This window comes from Nocardioides sp. (assembly GCF_044226305.1).
GTDB lineage: Bacteria > Actinomycetota > Actinomycetes > Propionibacteriales > Nocardioidaceae > Nocardioides.
On record NZ_JBGAHF010000002.1, the window covers coordinates 199418 to 221956 of the forward strand.

Sequence of the window (22539 nt, forward strand, 5' to 3'; positions counted from 1 at the left end):
CCCTCCCGTTGAATCGGGACTCGACCCCTCAGGTGAGGTCCTGAAGCCGGCCCCAGCCGCGACGGCCGAGCGCGGCGAGGTGCTCCCAGCGCACGCCGGCCACCACGAGGCAGACCCCGGCGAGGGTGAGCAGCACCCAGCGCGGGACGGCGTCGTGGCACGGCGCCACCTCGACGACCACGAGCGCGGCGCCGACGAGCGCCCCGGCCACGAGGGGCGCCCGCAGCCGCCCGACGGCACCGGCAGCGACGAGTGCGCCGCACGCCAGGGCGAGCAGCAGCGCGCGGAGGCTGACCGGATCCGCCGCCGCCAGGACCAGCGACGGCACCAGGGCGAGCGCGAGCCCCGGCCCGAGCGTCCAGGTGGTGCCGGCGCCGGGTCGGCGCCACAGGGTCCACAGGCCGAAGGCGAGGAGCACGGCCGCCAGCGGCAGCGTGTAGGCCTCGACGGTCTCGACCCCGGTCGAGGCCAGCCGGACCCAGACGGCCGCGACCTCGAGCAGCGCGGACACCCACGCCGCGACCCGGGACCGGTCCTTGATGCCGACCGCGGCCGAGCCGGCGGCGACCAGCGTGAGGTACGCCGCCAGCCAGGTCGCACCGTCCTGGTCGACCGCGTCCACACCGACGACCACCGCGACGAGGCAGGTCGCCAGCGCCACCGGCTGCATGGCGGCGTCCGAGCCGACCACGAGCGTGGCGACAGCGACGAGCACGACCAGGGCGACCACGACCCACTCCGTGGGCGCACCCACCAGCCAGCCGGCCGCCCCGACCGTCGCGGCGACGAGCGGCGGCAGCGCCAGCTGGCCGGCCAGCGAGCCGGTGCGCACGACGTGGGCGGTGACGACCGCCGTCGCCAGCAGCGCGACCACCGTCGCCGCAGCCGGGTCGTAGAGGGACAGCAGCCCGGCGAGCCCGGCCCACCCGGTCGCGAGCGCCAGGTCGGCCTGCCGGGGCCACGGACGCACCTGCGGCAGCAGGTGCAGCGCCGCCAGCACGACGCAGGAGACCACCGCCAGCAGCAGGAACGGTGCGTAGCAGAGGACGGTCGCCGCCAGCACCGGGAGGCCGATCGCGAGGGCCGGCCGCCACCCGCGCAGCGGGGTGCGGACCGACGGGACGAGCACGACGACCGCCGCGACCAGGGCCAGCGCGGCGAGCGGGAGCGTCCACGGTGCCGCCACCTGCGCGCCGGCGTCGGCGAGGTCGGCCCGCGCGAGCAGGTCGTGCGGGTCCGCCGTCAGCTGGTCGAGCACCTCGTCCAGCAGGCCGCCGGCGAGCACGACCAGCGCGCTCGACGCGCCGAGGACCGCAGCAGCGGCGAGCCCGAGGGCGGCGACGCCGACCGCGGCGTCCAGCGACCGGAGCACCAGCGCGAGGGACGCCACGACGAGGGACGCGACGACGGCCACCACGACGACCGCGGTCGTGCTGTCGCCGACCACCGCCGCGACGGCCGTCGCGAGCAGCCAGCCGGCGGCCACGACCGCCAGCTGCTGCACGACCGGCGCCGTCCGGCGCAGCAGACAGGTCACCAGCACGGCGACCGCGAACCCGGCCGCGACGAGGAACGGCTCGACGTCGCGCCAGGTCGCCGCGCCGATGCCGTCCTCGGCCCACGCCTCGAGCGAGCCGCCGAGACCGGCGACGACGAGCAGCAGCCAGAGCAGGACCGCCAGGACCACGGAGCCCACCGCCAACGCCTGCTGGCCGGTCCGGCGGACGCCCGCGCCGAGACCGGCGACGGCGACCACGGCGACCGAGGTGGTCAGGGTGGGGTGCGGGTCGAACCGCACCAGGGCGGCCCCGGCGGCGACGACCTCGGCGGCGATCGCGACCAGCTGCGGTGCGAGCAGCGGCCCGGTGGGCAGCCGCCGCAGGACCAGGTTGCCGAGCGTCGGGGCGATGACGACCACGAGCGCGCTGGCGAGCACCAGGGTCGCGGTCCCCGCGTCGCCGAGCCAGCCGGCGGAGGCCGCCCCGGCCAGGTCGAGGGCCAGGAACAGACAGGCGACGGCCGCGAACGTCTCCGCACCGCCGCGCAGCCCGCGTCGTGCCGTCAGCACGGTGCCGGTCGCGGCGACCACGGTCAGCCCGACGAGCACCGCGGTGCGGCCGCCGACGCCGAGGACCGACCAGGTCACGGCGAGGAACACCAGGGCGCCGACGACCAGGCACAGCCCGCCCAGGCTCAGCAGCACCGCCGGCACCGTCCAGCGGTGCCCCGGGCCGGCCGGGGCTGCCGCCGGCAGCGGCGGTACGACGGGGGCGGTCGTCGACGCGGGCGCGGCGCTCGTCGCCCGGTAGTCGGGGGCGGCCACCGGCGGCACGGTCACCGGGGCGGTGGTGACAGCGGGGGCGGCAGCGGTGGCGGCAGCGGTGGCGGCAGCGGTGGCGGCAGCGGGGGCGGTGGCGGAGCCGGCCCGCAGCGTGGCGACCAGGGTGTCCGCGCGCTGGAGCGTGGTGAACAGCTCGGCGGCCGCAGGGCCCTGCAACGGGAGGCCGCACGCCGGGCAGCTGGTGCGAGGGGCGGGGCGCGCCGGGAGGGGTGCCCGGCAGTCCGGGCACCGGTCCGGATCGGCATAGCGGCTCATGGTCCTGACGCTAGGGCGCCGGACCGCCTCTCCGGGTGAGTACGCGGACTCAACTCGCCAACCGGTGCGGACGGGTCAGTCCAGGCAGAACTCGTTGCCCTCGGGGTCCTGCATCACGATGTGGCCGGCCGCCATCGGCGGCGCCGGCTCGAACCGCTGGACCCGGGTCGCCCCCAGGGCGACCAGCCGCTCGCACTCCGACTCCAGCGCCGCCATCCGCTCCTCGCCCTCGAGGCCGGGCGCGGCCCGGACGTCGAGGTGCACGCGGTTCTTGGCGGTCTTGCCCTCGGGGACCTTCTGGAAGAAGATCCGCGGCCCGGTGCCGTCGGGGTCGGTGAGGGCCGAGGCGTCGTTGCGGTGGTCCTCGGGGACCCCCCACGCCTCGAGCGCCTGGTCCCAGCTCTCGAAGGGCGGTGGGGGCGCCTGGAGGGGGTAGCCGATCGCCTCGGCCCAGAAGCGGCTCAGCGCCCCGGGGTCGTTCGCGTCGAAGGACACCTGGAACTCACGGCGTTCGGCCACTACTTCGCACCTGCTTGCATCATCTGGCGGAGCTCCTTCTTCAGGTCGCTGATCTCGTCGCGCAGCCGGGCCGCGAGCTCGAAGTGCAGCTCGGCGGCGGCGCCCTTCATCTGGTCGGTGAGCTCCTGGATGAGCTGGGCGAGCTCGGCGCTCGGCAGCCCGGCGAGGTCCTGGGCGTGCTGGCCGGACTCGCCGCCCGCGATCCGGGAGAGCCCCGGGACCGGCGCCTTGCGGCGCTTGGGGTCCTGGTGCTGCCAGGTCTCGAGGAGCTCCTGGGTGCTCTCCTCCTCGCGGGCCAGCATCTCGGTGATGTCGGCGATCTTCTTGCGCAGCGGCTGCGGGTCGACACCGTGCGCGGTGTTGTAGGCGACCTGCTTGGCGCGGCGCCGGTTGGTCTCGTCGATCGCCGACTCCATCGAGGGGGTGATCTTGTCGGCGTACATGTGCACCTGGCCCGACACGTTGCGCGCCGCGCGGCCGATCGTCTGGATCAGCGACTTGTCCGAGCGCAGGAAGCCCTCCTTGTCGGCGTCGAGGATCGAGACCAGCGACACCTCCGGGAGGTCGAGGCCCTCGCGGAGCAGGTTGATGCCGACGAGCACGTCGTACTGACCCAGCCGCAGGTCGCGCAGCAGCTCGATCCGCTTGAGGGTGTCGACCTCGGAGTGCAGGTAGCGGGTGCGGACCCCCGCGTCGAGGAGGTAGTCGGTGAGGTCCTCGGACATCTTCTTGGTCAGCGTCGTGACCAGGACCCGCTCGTTCTTCTCGACCCGGGTGTTGATCTCGTGGATCAGGTCGTCGATCTGGCCCTTGGTCGGCTTGACCACGACCTCGGGGTCGATCAGGCCGGTCGGCCGGATGATCTGCTCGACGGTGTCGCCGCCGACCTTGTCGAGCTCGTAGTTGCCCGGCGTGGCCGAGAGGTAGATCGTCTGGCCGATCCGGTCCAGGAACTCCTCCCAGCGCAGCGGCCGGTTGTCCATCGCGCTCGGCAGCCGGAAGCCGTGGTCGACCAGGTTGCGCTTGCGGGACATGTCGCCCTCGTACATGCCGCCGATCTGCGGCACCGACACGTGCGACTCGTCGACGACGAGGAGGAAGTCCTCGGGGAAGTAGTCGAGCAGGCAGTTCGGCGCCGAGCCGCGGCTGCGGCCGTCGATGTGCATCGAGTAGTTCTCGATGCCCGAGCAGGACCCGACCTGGCGCATCATCTCGATGTCGTAGGTCGTGCGCATCCGCAGCCGCTGCGCCTCGAGGAGCTTGCCCTGCCGCTCGAAGGTCGCCAGCTGGTCCTCCAGCTCGAGCTCGATGCCGCGGATCGCCCGCTCCATCCGCTCGGGACCGGCGACGTAGTGGGTCGCGGGGAAGACGTAGAGCTCCTCGTCCTCGGTGACGACCTCGCCGGTCAGCGGGTGCAGCGTCATCAGCCGCTCGATCTCGTCGCCGAAGAACTCGATCCGCACGGCGTGCTCCTCGTAGACCGGGAAGATCTCGAGGGTGTCGCCGCGGACCCGGAAGGTGCCCCGGGTGAAGGTCATGTCGTTGCGCGTGTACTGGATCTCCACGAGCCGGCGCAGGATCGAGTCGCGGTCGTGCTCGTCGCCCACCTTGAGCCGGATCATCCGGTCGACGTACTCCTGGGGGGTGCCGAGGCCGTAGATGCAGGACACGGTGCTGACCACGATGACGTCGCGCCGGGTCAGCAGCGAGTTGGTGGCCGAGTGCCGCAGCCGCTCGACCTCCTCGTTGATGGAGGAGTCCTTCTCGATGTAGGTGTCGGTCTGCGGGACGTAGGCCTCGGGCTGGTAGTAGTCGTAGTAGGAGACGAAGTACTCGATCGCGTTGTCCGGGAACAGCTGCCGCAGCTCGTTGGCGAACTGCGCCGCCAGCGTCTTGTTGGGCTGCATGACGAGCATCGGCCGCTGCAGCTTCTCCGCCACCCACGCCACGGTCGCCGTCTTGCCGGTGCCGGTCGCGCCGAGCAGCACGACGTCCTGGACGCCGGCCTCGATCCGCTTCGCGATCTCCTTGATCGCCGCCGGCTGGTCGCCGGACGGCTGGTAGTCGGAGACCACCTGGAACGGCGCCACCCGGCGCTCGAGATCGGTCACTGGTCGCATGTCGTCGAGCGTAGACGGAGCCGCCGACACCGAAACCCGCCGTGACGGCTGGGACACCTGTGGCGATCGGTAGATTGGCCCCGTGAGCAGCCAGCGGTCGGTCCCCGAGCGGCTGCTGCGCTGGCTGCGCCGGGTGCTCCTCACCTTCTTCGGGCTCCAGCTCGCGCTGGCCGTCGGGATGACGCTGGTCGACTCCTACCGGCGCCGCGGCAAGAAGCCGAAGCCGTTCCCCGTCACCCGCCCGCACGCGATCCCCGTCGGGGACGGCACGCTGACGACGTACACCTTCGGCCAGGACCTGTACGACGCGATGCTGGACGCCATCGAGAAGGCGCACCGGCAGATCCTCTTCGAGACCTACATCTGGAAGGGCGACGAGGTCGGCGAGCGGTTCAAGGCCGCGCTCGCCCGGGCCGCCGACCGCGGCGTCGAGGTCTACGTGATCTACGACGGGTTCGCCAACCTCGTGGTCTCCCCGCGCTTCAAGCGGTTCCCGCCGACCATGAAGGTGCTGCGCTACCCCGTCTACCCGGCCGGCTGGAAGTTCTACGACCTGGCCCGCTACGGCCGCGACCACCGCAAGATCCTCGTCGTCGACGACGCGGTCGGGTTCGTCGGCGGCTACAACATCGGGTCGGCGTACGCCACCGAGTGGCGCGACACCCACGTCCGCATCACCGGGCCCGGGGTGTGGGACCTCAAGCGCGCGTTCGCGGACTTCTGGAACCTGAACCGGCGCCGCCGGATCGGTACGTCGGAGCGGCCGCTGCTGCTCGAGACCGCCTCGACCTGGGAGCCGCGGATCCGGTTCCACCGCAACGTGCCGCGGCTGTGGATGTTCCCCATCCGGTCGATGTACATCGAGGCGATCACCCGCTCCTCGCGCAACGTCTGGATGACGCACGCCTACTTCTGCCCCGACCAGGACTTCGTCGACGCGATGAAGGACGCCGCGATGCGCGGCGTCGACGTCCGCCTGCTCGTGCCGCTGAAGTCGAACCACATCGTCGCCGACTGGATCTCGCGCGGCTACTTCTCGCAGCTGCTCGAGGCCGGGGTGCGGATCTTCCGCTACCGCGACGCGATGGTGCACGCGAAGACCTCCACGATCGACGGCACCTGGTCGACGGTCGGCACCGCGAACGTCGACCGGCTCAGCCTCCAGGGCAACTACGAGATCAACATCGAGGTCATCGACGAGAACTTCGCGGCCAACCTCGAGGAGATCTACCGCACCGACGAGTCGAACTGCCTCGAGCTCACCCAGAGCGAGTGGGAGGCGCGCGACCTGCACCGCAAGTTCACCGAGCTGGTGCTGGGACCGCTGCGGCCGCTGCTCTGACCGTCACCGCGAGTGCGGGATGTCGATCACCGAGCCGAGCTGGAGCGCCTTCGCCTTGTCGCCGCGCACCTTGAGCTGGCCCTTGATCACGCCGGCGACGGGGTTGAGGTGGCCGGTGGCGAGCCGCACGTAGTCGTGGGCCTCGCAGGTCACGGTCGCGTCGCGGCGGCCGCCCTCCTCGCCGGGGGTCACGGTGGCGGCGCCGCCCGAGACGCGGACGAGGTAGCGCTCGACCTCCCCTGACGGGTTGCCGGTCAGCCGGAAGCCGACGGCGAGCTCGACGTCCCGGGCCTTCTCGGGGTCGACGAAGTCGGGGAGCCGCCGGAAGATCTCGCTGAGCACGACGGTCCGGAACCCCGAGGCCATCACCTTGCGGAGGTGGTCGCGGGGCGCGTCCTTGAGCACCGTGGCGACGTCGACCGGGTCCAGCGCCCTCGGGTCGACCGCGACCTCGTCGGTGCCGGGGACCCGGAAGATCCCGCCCAGCGCGAGCGCGAGGTCCGCGTCGCCGTCGATGTCGAGCTTGCCCGAGAGGTACTCCAGGCCGGCGTTGCACTCCCCGCTGACGAGCCGCACGAACCGCAGGATGCTGGTGCGCAGCACGACGTCGACCGGTACGTCGTCGGGCAGGTGGGCGAGCAGCTCGATGGAGCCGTCCGCGAACCGGAGCCCGTGGCGCTCCAGCAGGCGGCCTCGGCGCTCGAGGTCGATGCGGAACGTCCCGCGGATCTCGGCCAGCCGCTCCGGGACGGCGTACTCGTGCAGCCGCGCGAGGATCCCCTCGATGGCGGCCGGCCGGATCTCGTCGCGCCCGATCAGCAGCAGCAGGTCGTCGTCGCTCGTGGCGGCGACCGTGGCGACCAGGTCCTCGGGGTCGGCCTCGGCGAAGAACGCGGCCGCCTCGGCGGCGCTCGCGGTGCGCAGCGGGGCGAGGTCCATCAGGTCGCCCTCACGTCCGCGTCACCCGCGCCGGGAGGTGGGTGCGGGGCGCCATCCGGGCGCCGTGGCGGGGTCGCCGGCCGCCGGCCATCCCGACCAGCACCGTGACCCGGCCGCGGTGCGGCCGCCAGGGCTCCAGCACCTCGGCCAGCTCGGCGTCGTCGAAGTCGCGGCCGGCCAGCGCCCAGCCGACGTCCTTGGCGACGTGGTAGTCGCCGAAGGAGACCGCGTCGGGGTCGCCGTGCGCGCGCTGGCGCACCTCGGCGGCGGTCCACACGCCGATGCCCGGCAGCGACGTGAGCCGGCGCTCGACCTCCTCGCCGGGCAGCCCGGCGGTCCGCTCGAGGGCGTCGGCGACCCGGGCGGCGGTGACCAGGGTGCGGGAGCGCGCCGGGTCGACGTGCATCCGCAGCCACTCCCAGGACGGCACCTGCCGGATGGTGTCGGCGCCCGGCTGCACCCACAGCCGCAGGTCGCGACCCGGGCCGGGCGCGCGCTCGCCGTAGCGGTGCACCAGCATCCGGTAGCCCGCGAACGCCTCCTGGCCGGTCACCTTCTGCTCGATGATCGCGGGGACCAGGGCCTCCATCACCAGGCCGGTCCGACCGATCCGCCAGTGGCCGTGACGTCGCCAGGCCTCCGCGACGAGCGGGTGGTGGCCGGCCTCGAAGCCGCTGACGTCGTCGTCGGCGCCGAGCATCGCCGGGAGCGACTCGAGCACCCACTCCGCCCCGGGACCCCAGGCCTCGGCGTGGACGAGGGCCTCGCCCGGTCGCGGCTCGACCAGCAGCGTGGCCGGTCCCTCGGGGGTGCGAACGCCGCGCCAGTGCCGGTCGCCGTCCAGGCGGTACGTCGGGTCGCCGCCGCCGCGCTTGTGGATGCGCAGCACCGCTCCGACCGGGCACGGCCAGCCGGGCTGCCAGTCCCGAACCCGTCCGTCCACCCCCCGACCGTAACGGACGCCCCCGACAGTGGAACACGTTCTAGTCTGGTCGGCATGTCGCTGCAGATCGAGGACCGGAACCGGGTCCGCACGCTCACCCTGGACCGGCCCGAGGCGCTCAACGCCTTCAACGAGGAGCTGTACGACGCCACGACGGTCGCGCTGCGAGCGGCGGCCGACGACCCCACGGTCGCCGTGGTGCTGCTGACCGGGAACGGGCGGGGCTTCAGCGCGGGCACCGACCTGCTCGAGATGCACGCCCGCGCGACCGACCCCGCGTTCGTCCCCGGCGCACACGGGTTCGTCGGGCTGGTGGACGCGCTGGTGGACTTTCCCAAGCCGCTCGTCTGCGCGGTCAACGGGGTGGGGCTCGGCATCGGCACCACGATCCTCGGGTTCGCGGACCTGGCGTTCATGTCGACCGCGGCCCGGCTCAAGTGCCCGTTCACGAGCCTCGGCGTCGCGCCCGAGGCGGCGTCGTCGTACCTGCTCCCCCGGCTGGTCGGCCGTCAGCAGGCCGCGTGGGTGCTGCTCTCGGCCGAGTGGGTCTCCGCACAGGAGGCGCTGGAGATGGGACTGGTCTGGCGGGTCTGCGAGCCCGACGACCTGCTGCCCGAGGCGCGCCGGCACGCGGAGCTGCTGGCCGCGCGGCCGATCTCGTCGCTGGTCGCGGTCAAGCGAGCGATGACCGCGCCGCTGCGCGCCGGCATCGACGCCGCGCGCGAGCGGGAGAACGCCGCGTTCGCCGAGCTGATGGGCGGGCCGGCCAACCTCGAGGCGCTGACGGCGTTCGCCGAGGGCCGCGAGCCGGACTTCACCGGTCTTCCGCCGGGGTGGTGAGACCGACCGGCGGGCGGCCGACGCTCGCCGGCGGCTCGGTGAGCACCCGCAGCGCCAGCTGGGTCGTCGACGGCACGCCGAGGTAGCCGACCACGCGGGAGACCCGGTCCGGCTCCAGCGGCAGCAGGCCCGGGCTGCCCGGCACGTCGGGCGTGAGGCCGAGGTCGAGGTCGGTGCGGCCGGACATCATCGACATGTTGAACTCGAACCGCTCGCGCGCGGCGGGGGTGGCGAGCCGCTTCAGCACCGACGCCCCGATCCGCGGCCGGCCGACCTCCTGGCAGTAGGAGTCGAGGGTGGCCACCAGGGTGGCGCCCGCGCAGTGGTCGATGTCCGCCCACACGGCCTGCATCGAGCCCATCTCCGAGAGCAGCACCGGGGCGAGCTTCTCGCCGATGCCCGGGACGCCCGGCAGGTTGTCGCTGGCGTCGCCGCGCAGCGCGGCGTACTCGAGGTAGTGCTCGGCGGCGATCCCGTAGAGCGCGCGCAGCCGGGCCGGGTTGAGCAGGGGCGACGCCGAGATGCCCCCGTTGATCAGCCGGAGCACCTGGGTGCGGTCGCTGATGTGGGCGAAGGAGTCGCGGTCGGAGGTGATGATCACGCAGTGCCAGCCGGCCGCCTCGGCCCACGTCGCCGCGGACGCGTTCACGTCGTCGGCCTCGAGACCGGCGGGCGTCACGGTGCGCATCCCGAGCGCGTCGAGGAGGGCGCCGGCCCGCTCGAGCTGGTCGACCAGCGCCGGGTCCTTGGCGGCGCGGCCGGCCTTGTAGGCCGGGTAGGCCTGCTCGCGCACCGAGGACCTCCGGTCGTCGAGGCCGAAGAGCACCGCGTCCGGCGCGAACTGGTCGATCGCCTCCAGGATCTGGCGGAGCATCCCGTGCAGCGCCCACGCCGGGCGGCCGGCCCGGTCGCGCAGCTCGGACTCGGCCCGGGCGTGGTGGTTGCGGTGGAGCAGGGACGGCGCGTCGACCGTCAGCAGCAGGCGGGGGCGGCTCACAGCGGTCCGATCACAGCAGGCCGATCGAGGCGGCGTGCCGGCGTACGGCGTCGCTGTCGGCCGCGAGCACGAAGGGGACGTCCTCGGACCAGGCGTCGGTGACCTGCTCGACGCGCCCGTCGCCGGGGTCCAGACGGACCTCGCGGATGTAGACGGCCAGGACCCGGCCGGGGTGCTCGCGGACGATGTCGGCGTAGATCTCCGGGTCCCGCTCCCCCGAGTCCCCGATCAGCACGAAGTCGAGGTCGGGGTGCAGCCGGAGGACCTCCTCGATGCGGTCGTGCTTGCGCTCTCGGCCCTCGCGGGTGCCGACCAGGTCGCGCAGCAGCAGCGGGCCGAGCGGGAAGTCACGGTGTCGCAGGAACCCGTGGAGGAAGGCGTGCAGGTTCCACGGGCTCGACGAGACGTAGAACACCGGGTTGTCCGGCCCGGCGAGGTCGCGGTAGAGCTCCGGCGCACCGGGGAACGCTGTGCGGGTCAGCTCCGAGCCGGCGAAGGTCTGCAGCAGCATCTCCCCGACCCGCTGGACGCCGGTCTCGATGATCGTGTCGTCGACGTCGGAGACGATGCCGAACCGGGCGCCCGGCGCCGGCACCCGCACCGCGAAGGCGGTGGTCGCCGGCTCGGACACGCCCCGGTAGGCCGACGCCAGCTCGACGGTGCCGCGCTGCCACGGGGTGTCCAGCGGCTGGGTCGGGTGCAGCTCGGCGCGGAAGTAGCCGTCACCGTCGGAGCTCGTCTCGACGGTCGCGTCCCCGATCCGCACCCGCAGCGGCACGTCGGGGAGCTCGACGGTCACGAACTGGCCCAGGCTCCGCCGCACCGCCGCACCGACGCCCTCGCCCGCCACCGCCTCGGACGGCGGCGGGTTGTCGAGCACCCGGCCGCGGACCACGACGCCGCCCGGACCTCCGTGGCCGCCGTAGGTCTCGATGCGGAAGAAGCGCAGCGGCCGGCGCGAGCGACGGCGCAGCCGGAGGCCGTCCCAGGCGTGCTCGGCGCCGACGAGCAGCCGTTGCTTGCGTCCCACGGTGCCCACGCTAGCCAGCGGGCGTGCGCCGTCGGTGCCCTGGTCTTGAATGGGGACGTGCTGCTCGCGGACGTCGTCGCCACCTCCGAGACCGTCGCCGCCACCCGGTCCCGCAAGGCCAAGGTGCTGGCGCTCGCCGACCTGCTCGGCCGGGCGGGGCCCGACGAGCTCGAGACCGTGACCGCCTACCTCGGCGGGACGCTGCGCCAGCGCCGCACCGGCCTCGGGTGGCGCGGGCTCACCGGGCTGCCCGAGCCGGCCGCGGAGCCGACCCTGACCGTGCTCGAGGTGCACTCCGCCTTCGACGCGATCGCGGCGCTGTCCGGCAGCGGCTCGCAATCGGCGCGGACCCGGGCCGTGGAGGAGCTGTTCGGCCGGGCGACCGCCGCCGAGCAGGCCTGGCTGCGCGGCGTCGTCACCGGCGCGCTGCGCCAGGGCGCGCTGGACTCGCTGGTGCAGGAGGCGCTCGCCGTCGCGGCGGGGGTCCCGCTCCCGGCCGTGCGCCGGGCCGCGATGCTCGGCGGCTCGACGGTGGCCGTGGCCCGCGCGGCGTTCGCGGGGGTCGACGCGCTCGCGGCCGTCGGGCTCGAGGTCGGCCGGCCGGTGCTGCCGATGCTGGCCTCGAGCGCACCCGACGTGCCGGCGGCGCTCGCCAAGGCCGGCGGCGGGGACGAGGTGGCCGTGGACCAGAAGCTCGACGGGATCCGCATCCAGGTGCACCGCGCCGGCGACGACGTGGTGGTCGCGACCCGGTCGCTGGAGGACATCACCGCCCGGCTGCCGGAGGTGGTGGCCGTGGCGTTGGCCCTCCCGGCGCGCGACTTCGTGCTCGACGGCGAGGCGCTCGCCCTCGACGAGACCGGCCGGCCGCGCCCGTTCCAGGAGACCGCCTCGCGCACCGCCACGGGCGAGGCCCCCGGTGGCGGGCAGATCGCGGTGACGCCGTACTTCTTCGACCTGCTGCACCTCGACGGCGCCGACCTGCTCGACGCGCCCGCCGGCGAGCGGGCTGCCGCGCTCGAGCGGCTGGTGCCCGTCGAGCACCGGGTGCCGCGGCTGGTCACCGCGTCGGCCGCGGAGGCGCAGGACTTCCTCGAGCACACCATCGGCTCGGGCCACGAGGGCGTCGTCGTCAAGAACCTCGCGGCGCCGTACGACGCCGGCCGGCGCGGCGCCGCCTGGGTCAAGGTCAAGCCGGTGCACACCCTCGACCTGGTCGTGTTGGCGGTCGAGTGGGGCTCCGGCCGGCGCCAGGGCTGGCTCTCCAACATCCACCTGGGCGCGCGCGACCCGGCGGGCGACGGCTTCGTGATGCTGGGCAAGACCTTCAAGGGGATGACCGACGAGATGCTGGCCTGGCAGACCGAGCGGTTCCTCGCGCTCGAGACGGCCCGGTCCGGGCACGTCGTGCACGTGCGGCCCGAGCAGGTCGTCGAGATCGCCTTCGACGGGGTGCAGCGCTCCACCCGCTACCCCGGCGGCGTGGCGCTGCGGTTCGCGCGGGTGCTGCGCTACCGCGACGACAAGCCGGTCGACGAGGTCGACACCATCGAGACCGTGCGCGCGTTCCTGCAGCGCTGACTCCGCCGACACCATCCTCCGACACCTGGCCCCGTGTTCCAACACCCCGGGACACGGTGGTTGAGGCGTGAGGAGCATCAGCGACGAGCCTCGAAACCACCCTCCGCCCGTCTGTCCACAGCCCCGGATCCGATCAGTGGAAACGGCTCGTGGATCGTGACCTCATCGTGACCGGATCCCTGTGCACACAGGGGATTCTCGGCCCTGACTGTCGGTGGTCAGTGCTGGGATGGAGACATGACAGCGATCGCGACCCCCCAGCACCGGGTCAGTGTCGCGACCGCCCACCTGCACGCCGAGCTCGACGCCGTCGCCGACGCATCGGTCTGGTCGATGGACCCGACCGAGACGGGCCGGACCCTGGTCGAGCTGACGCGCGCCGAGGCGAAGCTCACCGAGCTCAAGGCACGGGTCGCCGCTCACGCGGACGACGTCCACCTCGGCCAGGAGGTCGGCGCCTCCTCGGCGGCGAACTGGCTGGCGCACCAGACGAGGTCGACCCGCTCCGCGTCGTACGCCGCCGTGCGGCTCGGCCGCGACCTCGAGGCCCACCCCGGCACCCGCGAGGCACTCGCCTCCGGCGACCTGACCGCTGAGCAGGCCCGGGTGGTCGTCCGGTGGGTCGACCAGCTCCCCGACACCGTCCCGACCGAGCAGGTCGCCAAGGCCGAGGCGCACCTGATCGGCGAGGCGCGCCACCACGATGCGAAGGCCCTCAACCGCATCGGGAAGCACCTGTTCGAGGTGATCGCCCCCGACGAGGCCGACGCCCGCGAGGCCGCCCTGCTCGCGAAGGAGGAGGCGGCTGCCGCGAAGGCCTGCCGGCTCTCCATGGTCGACGACGGGCAGGGCAGGACCCGTGGCACGTTCACGATCCCCACCTACCACGGCGCCGCGCTGCGCAAGATGCTCGGCGCCGTCGCCGCACCCCGGCACGTGGCTGCCACGCAGGGCGCCGGCGCCGTCGCCGAGCGGCCGCCCACACCAGAAGCCCTGGGGCAGGCGTTCTGCGACCTGATCGAGCGCTACCCCGCCGACCAGCTCCCCCAGAAGCCCTGGGGCAGGCGTTCTGCGACCTGATCGAGCGCTACCCCGCCGACCAGCTCCCCCACACCGGCGGAGTCTCGGCGACCCTGGTGGTGCTGATCGACCTCGACGTGCTCCTCGGCCGGCTGGAGAAGGCCGGCGTCCTGGACACCGGCGAGAAGATCTCCCCCGCCCTCGCGCGGCGCCTGGCGTGCGAGGCCGGCATCATCCCCGTCGTCCTCGGCGGCGACTCCCAACCCCTCGACGTCGGCCGCAGGCGCCGCCTCTACAGCGAGGCCCAGCGGGTCGCGATGTTCGTGCGCGACCGCGGCTGCCGCGCCGAGGGCTGCGACCGCACCACCGGGCTGCACGCCCACCACAAGAAGCGCTGGGCCGACGGCGGCAACACCGACCTCGCCGCCGGGGTCTCGCTGTGCCCCTGGCACCACGCCCGCGCCCACGACACCCACTACCAGACCACCTACCAACCCAACGGTGACGTCACCTTCCACCGACGGACCTGAGGAGCTCGCAGGTGCTCGAGCAACGCTCCCAGCAGCTGGGGCAGCCGTGGCGGTCACGCCTCGACGACGTTGGCCGTCACGGCGGCGACGCGGACCCGCTCGATGTCCTGCAGCGCGGCGGCTCGCGTGAGGTAGCCACCCTTCTCCGCGAGCACCTCGCCGTCCCAGTCCCGGAGCTGCCACCGGTGCTCGCCGAGCTTCCCGTCGACCTCGAACACGGCCACGATCTTCAGCATCGGCGGTCCTCACCATCCCCACTCGTGCGTTGGTCCGAGACGGCGGCGCCGGCCGCTCGGAGGGAGGGGTCGGCGGCCGGCACCGCGGGAACACTAGGGATCGACCGGTCGTGACCGGTGGGTAAGAGATCCACCTCATAGCGGCGCCGATCGTCCGGAGGACGACGATCCTGCGGGTACCGGCTCGATCCCCATTAGGTCTTGCGAACCAGGTCTCCGTCGCAGGGACGATCGCGTCCTGGCGACCGCCGCTGCCGCAAGTCGTGCCGCCGCCGGTGGACCGCGGCCGGGACTTGCGGTGGTGCAGACCGAGGGTTGGGACGCTGGGAAGTCTCCCCGTTCCACTCACAGGGGCACGAAGTCGCCACCCTGCTCATCGAGGCCGGTGCCGACAAGGACGTCCTGGCCTCGACCGCGGACAGCACGGCACGGCGACTCCGCAAGTACCTCCACCGCGGGTGAGTCGACGTGCGGTGGGCGCCTACCCGAGCAGTTTCTCGCCCGTGTCTCGCCTTCGGCGCATCCGGATGGAGCAAGACAACGCCCCTGACCGGCGTTGCTGCTGGTCAGGGGCTGGGATCGGAACCACCTGTCGGAGCCAGGCCAAGGACCTGTTGTCGTCGACCTGACCCCCTCATGCCGAGCCGGTCAGCGAGCGCTGCCGGTCCGGTGGGAGGCGGACCTGCGGTGCCAGATCGCCAGGGTGCGGGCCTTGCGGCCCTGCCGGGCCGCCGCCGCGGCGCGCAGCCGGAGGTCGACCTCGGCGTGGGCGGACTCGCGGTAGATGGGCTGGTTCATGCTCATGACAGTTCTCCTCGACGTACGTGCAGCCTCGGCGGCGCGGGCCAGGTGGCGGGGCTCGGCCGAGAGCTGCGGGATGGGAATGGGGGGTCGACGGCCGGTCGGACGTCGACGGCCCGATCGGGCCTGGTGGGGCACGGCGCCCGCCGCGCGAGAAGCGGGGGGCACGGGGCCTGACGTGGAGCCGCCTGTCGGAATCGAACCGACGACCTATTCATTACGGTCGACCGCAAACCCGAGCAAGAACCAGCAACGGCCAGCACGCCCAACACTGCCCCTGACCTGCACGTTTGTCGCCGGCCAGCCGCTTGTGGCATCCCGGGTTGTCCCGCGTTTCCCCGCGCCTTCACCGCAATACGCGCAGTATCTCGCTCGTAGCCCGCTTCCCTCCCGGCGACCTCGGCGCGGGCACCTTGACGAAAACGCCGCCTACGCCGACCGGTCGTGACTACCGTGCCCGCCAACGCAGGGAGGGCACTCATGTCTGGCTACACGTGCATCGACGTCGAGACCACCGGCCTCTTCCCCACTCGCCACGACCGCATCCTCGAGATCGGCGTCGTGTTCGTCGACGACGAAGGCCAGGTCGAGGGCGAATGGTCGACGCTGGTCAATCCAGGTCGTGATGTCGGGCCGACCCAAATCCACGGCGTCACGGCCCGCGAGGTGCTTCGGGCACCGACATTCGCCGACATCACCCCGGTGCTGCTGCGATCGGTCGCCGGACGGACCGTCGTCGCGCACAACGCGCCGTTCGACATCCGGTTCCTCCGGGTCGAGCTTGCCCGCGCCGGCTATTCCTGGACAGGGACGAACATCCCGGCCCTCTGCACGATGGAGCTCGCCGGCCGGTACGTCCGCCGCGCGTCATCTCGAAAGCTGTCCGACTGCTGCCGAGCCGCCGAGCTCGAGGTCTCGGGCGAGCACGAGGCCCTGGCCGATGCTCGAGCCGTCGCCGCTCTGCTCACGTACGTCATCAACGCGACGTACACGCCGCCGCCCTGGCTGTCGTTGGCGGTCGAGGCGCATCGGTACGCCTGGCCCGTCTGCACCGACTCCACCATCCCCCAGTTTGTCCAGCGCTCCGCCAGCGCTCCTATTCGCGAACGCTTCTGGCTCGACCGCATCGTGGCTTCGATGCCCCGGCACCCCGAAGCGCGAGTCGACTCCTACCTCGAGGTACTCGAGTCCGCGCTCCTCGACCGCTACCTATCGGCGCACGAGGAGGAGGCGTTGATCGAAGTCGCAACGGACCTCGGCCTTGGTCGCGACCAACTCGACACGATCCACCGCGACTACCTGATGGCGATGGCGGCCGTCGCACTCGAGGACGGCGTCGTCACCAAGGCAGAACTGAAGGACCTGGAGACCGTGGCTCGACTCCTCGGCCTCAGCATCGACGACGTGCCGAGATCTCTGGACGCCGCGAAGGCGAGCACGGTCCGCCCGGTCGCGCCGTCTTTCCGGCTCGCGCCGGGCGATCAGATCTGCCTCACAGGCCAGATGAGTAGGCCGCGCGAGGACATCGAGGCACTGGTTGTTGCGCAGGGCCTGTCCGTAGGTGGCCTGACGAAGAAGACACGATTGCTCGTCGCAGCAGATCCCGACAGCCAGAGCGGCAAGGCGGCGAAGGCCCGCTCCTACGGCGTCCCGATCGTCACCGAAGCCGCACTCGTGGGCCTGCTGCTGACGATGGGGCAGGATCGGGACACGTCATTCGACAACTAGCCCACAGCGCCCAGAATGACGCGCGCTGGCCGCGTATGGACGACAGGCTTCATCAAGTCTGTTCAGACGAAATACTTAGCATGCGGCCGGTCTGAACGCCGAGGTCGAAACACGGTGAACTTAGGACCTCCACCACTCGATTCTGATTCGATTGGTCGATGAGCATGGATGCCCCGAGCCTGGGCACCGACGGCATCGCCGAGCGACGTTTCGCGTTCGGCGTGGTCCGTCGCAATTGCGGTCACGGCGTCAACGAGGAATCAGGCCTGTTCGATCACGAATCCGTCCGGGCGAGCTGGCTTCCAGGCATCAGCTTCCGGGCGGCCGGCGCGGGGAAGGTCGACGGTGGGCTGCGCAGAGCACAACTGGGCGCACTGCACGCAATCCTCGCCCACTGGTCAACTGGCAGCAGCGAGCCGGCGACAGTTGTTCTTCCCACCGGGACTGGCAAGACCGAGACGATGCTCGCTTTGCTGGTGGAAGCCCGAATCGATCGACTGCTCGTGGTCGTACCGAGCGACGCGCTTCGTTCGCAGCTGACGAAGAAGTTCGAGGCGCTCGGCCTGCTAGGCGAACTGGGCGTGCTACCTGACGGTGCATTGTTGCCAGCGGTCGGCATGATCACTGGCCGGCCGAAGGACGTCGCCGAGATGCGCGAGTTCGTTCAGGCGTCCCAGGTGATCGTCTCGACGCCGAACGCGCTCGCTGGTTGCCCAAAAGACATTGCGGAGTCTCTATTCGAGTCCTGCGACGCGTTGTTCTTCGACGAGGCGCATCACGTGAGGGCCGCGACGTGGACTCAGATTCGCGACGCCTTCACTGGGAAGAAGGTCGTCCAGTTCACGGCGACGCCGTTCCGTGAGGACGGCCAGCACATGCAAGGACGGTTCGCCTACATCTTTCCTCTTCGAGAAGCGCAGTCCGACGGGGTGTACAGCGTCATCAACTACGAATCGGTGTTCGACCTGAACGATCCGGACGCGGCCATCGCAACCCGCGCTGTCGAGGTCCTCGACGCAGACGTTGCCGAGGGCCTCGACCACTTACTGATGGCGCGCTGCAAGACCCAGGTCGATGCGGAACGCGTCCATGCGATCTACGGCGGCGTTGGCTCCGCTCATAGCCCCGTAATCATGCACTCCGGGATGGCACAGTCTCGGCGCGACGCAGCCCTCAAGGAGATCATTTCGCGACGCTCCCGAATCATCGTGTGCGTCGACATGCTTGGCGAGGGCTTCGACCTTCCACAACTCAAGATCGCAGCACTGCACGACCCCAAGCGGTCCCTTGCGCCGACCCTGCAGTTCGCTGGCCGCTTCGCCCGCGTCGCAGACGGAACCGGAGACGCGACGGTCATCACCGGAAGATCCGACCGGCTGTTCGACAAGCGGCTCTCGCGGCTCTATGGCGAGGACGCCGACTGGAACCTGGTCATCGCCGAACTGTCCCAGGAGGCGATCCTCTACCAGGAACGCGTGTCCCAGTTTGAGCAGGCGTTCGGCTCCCAGGAAGTACGAGTGGCGACCCGTGCCGTCGCACCCAAGATGAGCACGGTTGTCTTCAAGACGACATGCGAAGAATGGACGCCCGAGGGGGTACTCGACGTCATCCCCGCCGACGACATCATCACCCTGCCATTGCCTATCAACCATGAAGAGAACGTCATGTGGTTCGTGACGCGCACCCGACAGGTTGTGCCCTGGGTCGACGGTCCCGGGATCGAAGACGTTGCTCACTCCCTCTTCGTTCTTCACTGGGACAAGGACCAGGACCTCCTGTTCATCAACCACTCCGCTCTCGAAGGCACCAACACCCACATCGCGAAGGCCGCCGTCGGAGATACCGCCGCGATCATTAAGGGCGAGGACATTTTCCGTGCCATGGGCGACATGGCGCGCCCCGTGCCCACAAACGTTGGAGTGCTCGACATCTACAGCCGTGCAAGGCGATTCTCCATGCACGTGGGCGCGGATGTTACCGACGGCTTCCCGGCTGCCGAAGAAGCCACCAAGATCCAGACCAACTTGTTCGCTGCCGGCTTCCGCGAAGGCGAGCGCGTTACTGTGGGCGTCAGTCTCAAGGGGCGAGTCTGGAGCTATCTTGTCGCCAGAAACATCCTCGACTGGGTGGAGTGGTGCCGAGACGTCGGGCGGCGCCTGCTGGACGAGTCGATCGACGTCCAAGCGGTCAAGCGCAACTTCATCCGCCCCGAAATTCTCAATTGCTGGCCGGACGCCGTTCCCCTCGGAGCGGAATGGCCTCCGAGCCTTCTCCTGTCGCCACCGACCTCGCTGCAGGTCCGCATCGGCGCAACCGAGGTTCCGCTGACGGACCTTGAACTCTCAGTTGAGCCCGGCCTTACTGACGACGGCCAAGTTCGCATCATCCTGCGCGCCGAGGACTCCGAAGCCAAGTACGACCTCGTCCTAGATGTTGACGGGATGCGGGCCTGCCCAGTCGCCGACGAAGCCATGTTCACTACCACTCGCGGGTCAACGTCCGGTGCCGAGTTTCTTGCCAAGAACTGCCCAATCATCTTGCTCGGCGGCGACGGAGTCGTTTACCCGCCGGGCATCTTGTATCGGCCGCAGCGAGACATCCCTGCGCTCGACCGAGACCGCATCATCGCGCTCGCGTGGGACGGGATCGCCATCAATAAGGAGTCGCGGGGGCCAAGCAGAGACCCCGCTACCGTCCAAGGTGCAGCGCTTGACCTGCTCAGAACCCAAGCCTGGGACTTCGTGATTGACGATGATGGCTCGGGTGAAGTGGCGGACCTGGTCGCGCTCAGGCGTGCGGAGACCACACTCGAAGTCGTCCTCGTCCATTGCAAGTTTGCTCACGGCGGCACAGTGGGTGCCCGCGTGGCAGACCTGTACGAGTTGTGCGGGCAGGCGCAGAAGAGCGCCGCGTGGCGACGCAATCCTGAAAGCATGATCCGCAGACTCCTCGCGCGCGAGCGCAACCGGCTCGCAAAGGGCCGGCGAACCGGCTTCGAGTCGGGAACTGACAGAGACCTTCTGCGTCTCCTGAGCGAACTCCCGTCGCTGGCGGTTCAAATGCAGATCGTCCTCGTTCAGCCCGGATTGAGCCAGACTCGGGCGAGCGCCAGCCAGCTCGAGCTGCTTGCCGCAACCGAGACCTACGTGCGCGAGACCAGCGCGACCAGGCTGGAGATTCTCGGTAGTGGCTAGCCGTCTATGCGCTGAGGTTGCAACGTCCCTGGACTCGAATTCTGCGAAGGTCAGCCTGGGCGTCATTCCGCCGCCTGACGGCGCCGGCCGAGTGACGGATCTGGCCGATGTTGCGCTGACCCGGACGACCCGAGCGCATCGACTACTCAAGCCTTCTAGCGCGATCGGCACATCTCCGTCAGGAGCAGCCGAAGCACCGCTGTCCATCTAACGGCCGTCGAATGAACCATTATCGCGTATAGTGGTCGACGCAGCGGCCATAATCCCAAGGAGGTAGACGGTGGTTCGGCCCGTTCCAGCTCGCACCCGTCTCGCCGCGCAGCGCATCGGGGCGCACGTGGCTGCCTGGCGCAAACTCCAAGGTCTCACCGCCGAGCAGGTGGCCGACCGTGCGGGCCTCTCGCGTGGAACCCTGCGACGGCTGGAGAACGGTGAGACCAGCGTAGGCCTCGACGTCCTCCTCAACGTCGCGCGCGTGCTTGGGGCTCTCGACCGCGTGGTGGAGGCGCTCGACCCCTACGAGACCGATCTGGGCCGGGCGCGGGCGGACGAGGCGCTGCCGAAGCGGGTGCGGCGATGACGAGCCCGCTGCTGGTCTTCGACAACCGCGATGGCCAGACCGTCCCGGTCGGGACCGCCTACTTCACCTGGAACCGCGGCACCTTGTCGACCACGTTCCAGTACGCCCCCGACTACCTGGCCCGCAAGGACGCCTACGCCATCGACCCGGCGCTGGGGCTGTTCGGCGGCAACCAGCAGGTCTCCGGCGTTCCGGGCGCCTTCGCTGATTGCTCCCCGGACCGGTGGGGAAAGAACCTGATCACCAAGCGAATCCAGGCCGAGGCGCTTCGTGCCGGGCGCGCTGTCCCCTCCCTCAGCGAGGTCGACTTCCTGATCAGCGTCAGCGACCTGACCCGGCAGGGGTCGCTGCGGTTCAAGGCCAGCGCCGACGGCCCGTTCCTGGACCCGGACCTGCACGTGCCGAAGATGGTCGAGTTGCCGCGGCTGCTGCGGGCCGCCGATCAGGTCGCGCGCGACGACGGTGAGGACTCCTCGGCGATCAAGGTGCTGCTGGATGCCGGGACCGGCACCCTGGGCGGCGCTCGGCCCAAGGCGTCGGTCCGCGACGGCGACCGGCTGCTGATCGCGAAGTTTCCGAGCACTCGCGACCAGTGGGACGTGATGGCTTGGGAGAAGACCGCGCTCGACTTGGCCGACCGGGCGGGGATCGAGGTGCCCGGCAACGAACTGGTGCGGATCGAGGGTCGCCCCGTTCTCGTCCTGGAGCGGTTCGATCGAGACGGAGCGCAGCGCGTCGGCTACATCAGCGCGATGACTCTGGTCGAAGGCGGCGACGGCGACGTCCGGGACTACACCGAGGTCGCGGAGACCCTCCCCGAGCACGGGGCACAGACCAGCGCCGACCTGCGTGAGTTGTGGCGCCGCATCGCGTTCTCGGTCGCCGTCCACAACACCGACGACCACCTCCGCAACCACGGCTTCCTGCGTCATGGTACCGCGGGATGGCGCCTGTCCCCGGTCTTCGACGTCAACCCCAACCCCATCCTCGCCGAGGACCGAGTCACCGGCATCGGCGGCGCGCGCAGCCGCGCCGACGAGTTGACCGGTCTGATGACCTACGCCGACACCTTCGATCTGTCCCAGGGCGACGCGAAGCAGATTCTGCGCGAGATCGACGACGCCACCACCGACTGGCGCAAGGTCGCCACCTCGCACGGGATCAGCGAGAGCGAGTGCAACCGCTTCGAGGGCGCCCTCGAGACCATGCGGGAGCCGATCCAGGCCCTCACCAGCGGCACGACACCCAGCAGCCGTCCGGGGGTCGCGCCGGGCGCTCAGCCCCGCGTTCCCAAGGGCGTCAAGGGTGGTGGCCGCTTCGCAGCCCGCCCGCGACGCGAAGGGCCGCCGCTGACCTGAACGCGTTGACGAACCCCGCGCCGTGGGCACCTAGCCAGTCCCGCACATCCGGATCCGGAGCCGCGATGGTTGAGATTGCAGCGCGTCATTCCGCCGCCTGTCGGCGCGAGGAAACGGCCGGGTCCGATAAGCGGGCACAACTGCCCTGCCCACGGTCACGATGCCGAGTGTGAGATCAGGCCGTC

The 22539-nt window shown here is 71.2% G+C and carries 18 protein-coding genes; 9 read left to right on the plus strand and 9 right to left on the minus strand.

Annotated elements, in window-relative coordinates; genetic code table 11:
• Positions 1-28: 28 nt before the first annotated feature.
• The 3 genes from ACILQ5_RS03060 to uvrB form a co-directional block, all read right to left on the minus strand.
• A complete protein-coding gene (locus ACILQ5_RS03060; protein WP_395656500.1) occupies positions 29-2596 on the minus strand; it encodes an SCO7613 C-terminal domain-containing membrane protein in 2568 nt (855 codons plus the stop codon).
• A gap of 75 nt (positions 2597-2671) precedes the next feature.
• The gene (locus tag ACILQ5_RS03065; protein ID WP_395656501.1) at positions 2672-3115 is read right to left on the minus strand and encodes a VOC family protein; all 444 of its coding nucleotides are present in this window, start codon (positions 3113-3115) and stop codon (positions 2672-2674) included.
• Positions 3115-5235, minus strand: coding sequence for an excinuclease ABC subunit UvrB (gene uvrB / locus ACILQ5_RS03070; protein WP_395656502.1), 2121 nt, complete (start codon positions 5233-5235; stop codon positions 3115-3117). Before uvrB ends, ACILQ5_RS03065 begins: the two co-directional genes overlap by 1 nt.
• A gap of 82 nt (positions 5236-5317) precedes the next feature.
• Here uvrB and ACILQ5_RS03075 point away from each other — a divergent pair, with 82 nt between their 5' ends.
• Positions 5318-6577, plus strand: coding sequence for a phosphatidylserine/phosphatidylglycerophosphate/cardiolipin synthase family protein (locus tag ACILQ5_RS03075; protein WP_395656503.1), 1260 nt, complete (start codon positions 5318-5320; stop codon positions 6575-6577).
• A gap of 3 nt (positions 6578-6580) precedes the next feature.
• Here the strand turns inward: ACILQ5_RS03075 and ACILQ5_RS03080 are convergent, their stop codons facing one another.
• Together ACILQ5_RS03080 and ACILQ5_RS03085 are read right to left on the minus strand one after the other, a co-directional pair.
• Positions 6581-7516, minus strand: coding sequence for an SCP2 sterol-binding domain-containing protein (locus tag ACILQ5_RS03080; RefSeq protein ID WP_395656504.1), 936 nt, complete (start codon positions 7514-7516; stop codon positions 6581-6583).
• 10 nt (positions 7517-7526) lie between these two features.
• Positions 7527-8459: a DNA-3-methyladenine glycosylase family protein gene (locus tag ACILQ5_RS03085; protein WP_395656505.1), complete on the minus strand. Its 933-nt coding sequence runs from the start codon at positions 8457-8459 to the stop codon at positions 7527-7529.
• Between the two features lie 54 nt (positions 8460-8513).
• On the opposite strand from ACILQ5_RS03085, the gene ACILQ5_RS03090 reads away from it, so the two are divergent.
• On the plus strand, positions 8514-9299 hold the full coding sequence (locus tag ACILQ5_RS03090; protein ID WP_395656506.1) for an enoyl-CoA hydratase/isomerase family protein: 786 nt from the start codon (positions 8514-8516) through the stop codon (positions 9297-9299).
• Here the strand turns inward: ACILQ5_RS03090 and ACILQ5_RS03095 are convergent.
• Entirely contained in the window at positions 9274-10296 is a 1023-nt protein-coding gene (locus tag ACILQ5_RS03095) for a 5'-3' exonuclease H3TH domain-containing protein (protein WP_395656507.1), read from the minus strand. The two genes, ACILQ5_RS03090 and ACILQ5_RS03095, sit on opposite strands and share 26 nt — an antisense overlap.
• A gap of 10 nt (positions 10297-10306) precedes the next feature.
• Positions 10307-11326, minus strand: coding sequence for an App1 family protein (locus ACILQ5_RS03100; RefSeq protein WP_395656508.1), 1020 nt, complete (start codon positions 11324-11326; stop codon positions 10307-10309).
• A gap of 57 nt (positions 11327-11383) precedes the next feature.
• On the opposite strand from ACILQ5_RS03100, the gene ACILQ5_RS03105 reads away from it, so the two are divergent.
• From ACILQ5_RS03105 to ACILQ5_RS03115, 3 genes are all read left to right on the plus strand, one after another.
• Positions 11384-12907, plus strand: a complete 1524-nt coding sequence (locus ACILQ5_RS03105) for an ATP-dependent DNA ligase (RefSeq protein ID WP_395656509.1) — start codon at positions 11384-11386, stop codon at positions 12905-12907.
• Positions 12908-13144: 237 nt separating this feature from the next.
• Positions 13145-13987, plus strand: a complete 843-nt coding sequence (locus tag ACILQ5_RS03110) for a DUF222 domain-containing protein (protein WP_395656510.1) — start codon at positions 13145-13147, stop codon at positions 13985-13987.
• A gap of 56 nt (positions 13988-14043) precedes the next feature.
• Positions 14044-14457, plus strand: coding sequence for an HNH endonuclease signature motif containing protein (locus tag ACILQ5_RS03115; protein ID WP_395656511.1), 414 nt, complete (start codon positions 14044-14046; stop codon positions 14455-14457).
• Positions 14458-14510: 53 nt separating this feature from the next.
• Here the strand turns inward: ACILQ5_RS03115 and ACILQ5_RS03120 are convergent, their stop codons facing one another.
• Both ACILQ5_RS03120 and ACILQ5_RS03125 read right to left on the minus strand, forming a co-directional pair.
• The gene (locus tag ACILQ5_RS03120) at positions 14511-14693 is read right to left on the minus strand and encodes a YegP family protein (RefSeq protein WP_395656512.1); all 183 of its coding nucleotides are present in this window, start codon (positions 14691-14693) and stop codon (positions 14511-14513) included.
• A gap of 648 nt (positions 14694-15341) precedes the next feature.
• The gene (locus ACILQ5_RS03125; protein WP_395656513.1) at positions 15342-15497 is read right to left on the minus strand and encodes a hypothetical protein; all 156 of its coding nucleotides are present in this window, start codon (positions 15495-15497) and stop codon (positions 15342-15344) included.
• A 477-nt stretch (positions 15498-15974) separates the two neighbouring features.
• Between ACILQ5_RS03125 and ACILQ5_RS03130 the strand changes: the two genes are divergently transcribed.
• The 4 genes from ACILQ5_RS03130 (at position 15975) to ACILQ5_RS03145 (ending at position 22354) form a co-directional block, all read left to right on the plus strand.
• Positions 15975-17222 carry an exonuclease domain-containing protein gene (locus ACILQ5_RS03130; RefSeq protein ID WP_395656514.1) on the plus strand — a complete coding sequence of 416 codons (1248 nt, stop codon included), beginning with the start codon at positions 15975-15977 and terminating at the stop codon, positions 17220-17222.
• Between the two features lie 158 nt (positions 17223-17380).
• A complete protein-coding gene (locus ACILQ5_RS03135) occupies positions 17381-20416 on the plus strand; it encodes a DEAD/DEAH box helicase (protein WP_395656515.1) in 3036 nt (1011 codons plus the stop codon).
• 337 nt (positions 20417-20753) lie between these two features.
• Positions 20754-20996: a helix-turn-helix domain-containing protein gene (locus ACILQ5_RS03140; RefSeq protein ID WP_395656516.1), complete on the plus strand. Its 243-nt coding sequence runs from the start codon at positions 20754-20756 to the stop codon at positions 20994-20996.
• Positions 20993-22354, plus strand: a complete 1362-nt coding sequence (locus ACILQ5_RS03145) for a type II toxin-antitoxin system HipA family toxin (protein ID WP_395656517.1) — start codon at positions 20993-20995, stop codon at positions 22352-22354. The genes ACILQ5_RS03140 and ACILQ5_RS03145 overlap by 4 nt, the downstream gene beginning before the upstream one ends.
• Positions 22355-22539 lie beyond the last annotated feature (185 nt).

What these genes read in the sequence shown, in the direction of transcription:
- ACILQ5_RS03060 (WP_395656500.1), bottom strand. Translation starts at nt 2,596, where the DNA reads ATGAGCCGCTATGCCGATCCGGACCGGTGCCCGGACTGCCGGGCACCC.
- uvrB (WP_395656502.1), bottom strand. Translation starts at nt 5,235, where the DNA reads ATGCGACCAGTGACCGATCTCGAGCGCCGGGTGGCGCCGTTCCAGGTG.
- ACILQ5_RS03080 (WP_395656504.1), bottom strand. Translation starts at nt 7,516, where the DNA reads ATGGACCTCGCCCCGCTGCGCACCGCGAGCGCCGCCGAGGCGGCCGCG.
- ACILQ5_RS03090 (WP_395656506.1), top strand. Translation starts at nt 8,514, where the DNA reads ATGTCGCTGCAGATCGAGGACCGGAACCGGGTCCGCACGCTCACCCTG.
- ACILQ5_RS03110 (WP_395656510.1), top strand. Translation starts at nt 13,145, where the DNA reads ATGACAGCGATCGCGACCCCCCAGCACCGGGTCAGTGTCGCGACCGCC.
- ACILQ5_RS03120 (WP_395656512.1), bottom strand. Translation starts at nt 14,693, where the DNA reads ATGCTGAAGATCGTGGCCGTGTTCGAGGTCGACGGGAAGCTCGGCGAG.
- ACILQ5_RS03125 (WP_395656513.1), bottom strand. Translation starts at nt 15,497, where the DNA reads ATGAGCATGAACCAGCCCATCTACCGCGAGTCCGCCCACGCCGAGGTC.
- ACILQ5_RS03130 (WP_395656514.1), top strand. Translation starts at nt 15,975, where the DNA reads ATGTCTGGCTACACGTGCATCGACGTCGAGACCACCGGCCTCTTCCCC.
- ACILQ5_RS03135 (WP_395656515.1), top strand. Translation starts at nt 17,381, where the DNA reads ATGAGCATGGATGCCCCGAGCCTGGGCACCGACGGCATCGCCGAGCGA.
- ACILQ5_RS03145 (WP_395656517.1), top strand. Translation starts at nt 20,993, where the DNA reads ATGACGAGCCCGCTGCTGGTCTTCGACAACCGCGATGGCCAGACCGTC.